General features: G+C 57.6%; 2 protein-coding genes. Both read left to right on the top strand.

Annotated elements, in window-relative coordinates; genetic code table 11:
* The first annotated feature begins 33 nt into the window (after positions 1 to 33).
* Complete coding sequence (locus tag JKG68_RS32495; protein WP_202066567.1) at positions 34 to 771, top strand: LuxR C-terminal-related transcriptional regulator; 738 nt, start codon at positions 34 to 36, stop codon at positions 769 to 771.
* A 117-nt stretch (positions 772 to 888) separates the two neighbouring features.
* Positions 889 to 1,079: hypothetical protein (locus tag JKG68_RS33125; RefSeq protein WP_210346533.1), on the top strand; the 191-nt coding region annotated here is incomplete at its 3' end.

A 1,079-nucleotide genomic window follows, 5' to 3' on the forward strand; every position in this document is an offset into this window, starting at 1 on the left:
CACATTGCAGAACATCAATAGGGGCTAATAAGCATGAACCATGACGTCGTTTACAATGAGCAAATCCTCTCGATTGCCCAGAATGCATCTTTGTATGTGACGACCGTTCTCGTCTGCCAGAACAACCTCATCCGCAGCGGCATCAGCCACATTCTCTCCGGCACGCTGTTCGTCCTCTCAGACGAATCCCTCGAACACCCATCAGAGCTGCCGATCCTCTGCCTCATCCACAGGGACCAAGCTGCTGATGAATTGACCGAGACAGTTGAGCAGTTGAAGGCGCAATGGCCTTCAGCCCGGGTGGTTCTGCTGACTGAGGCCATCAAACCAGCAGCCATGATGCAGGCCTTCCAAGCGGGCTTGGACGGGCTTTGCTCAACCTCCATGAACCGTGAGCCCCTGATCAAGGCACTTGAGTTGGTGATGCTAGGTGAAACTTTCATCGCGCCAGCTTTCACGCTCAGCCTGTTCCACGAGGCCTCCCACCTCCAGCAGGCTCATCCTGGTGGGGCTATCATCGTTGGCCCTGCGGCTACGGCGGTTGCCAACACTCTGTCTCCCCGAGAAGCTCAAATCCTGCGGCACCTGACACAAGGCGCCTCCAACAAGCACATTGCACGGGAGCTTGGGCTGGCTGAGGCGACGATCAAAGTTCATCTCAAAGCCATTCTGCGCAAGGTGAGAGCAGCCAATCGCACCCAAGCGGCCATGTGGGCGCAGCAGCACCTGAGCCTAGCGGCAAACGACGGCTTCATTATTGCTGCTGAGTAGCGCGGCGCGCGATGGGGAGACTTCTCCCAATCACGGAGAGGGGCATCGAAACCACCCCTATCCGTGAGAATGTTAGACGGAGCTCGGGCTTGGGTGCATGCTGGGACAATGCGAACCATGATCCTTGTTGCCAGCCTTCTCAGCATCGCTCCTGTCCTCGCCCAGGACGCTCCAGCCATCTGGCGGGATCCCGAAAGCGGATGCACCTATCTCAAGCTCGGTGACACCCTTAGCCTTCGCTTTCAGCGGGACGGGCTGCCCGACTGCCCAGATGCGAGACATGAGACCAGCTTACTCTCCAATGGTCA

The organism is Microvirga aerilata (assembly GCF_016743775.1).
In the GTDB taxonomy this organism is placed as follows: Bacteria; Pseudomonadota; Alphaproteobacteria; order Rhizobiales; family Beijerinckiaceae; genus Microvirga; species Microvirga aerilata.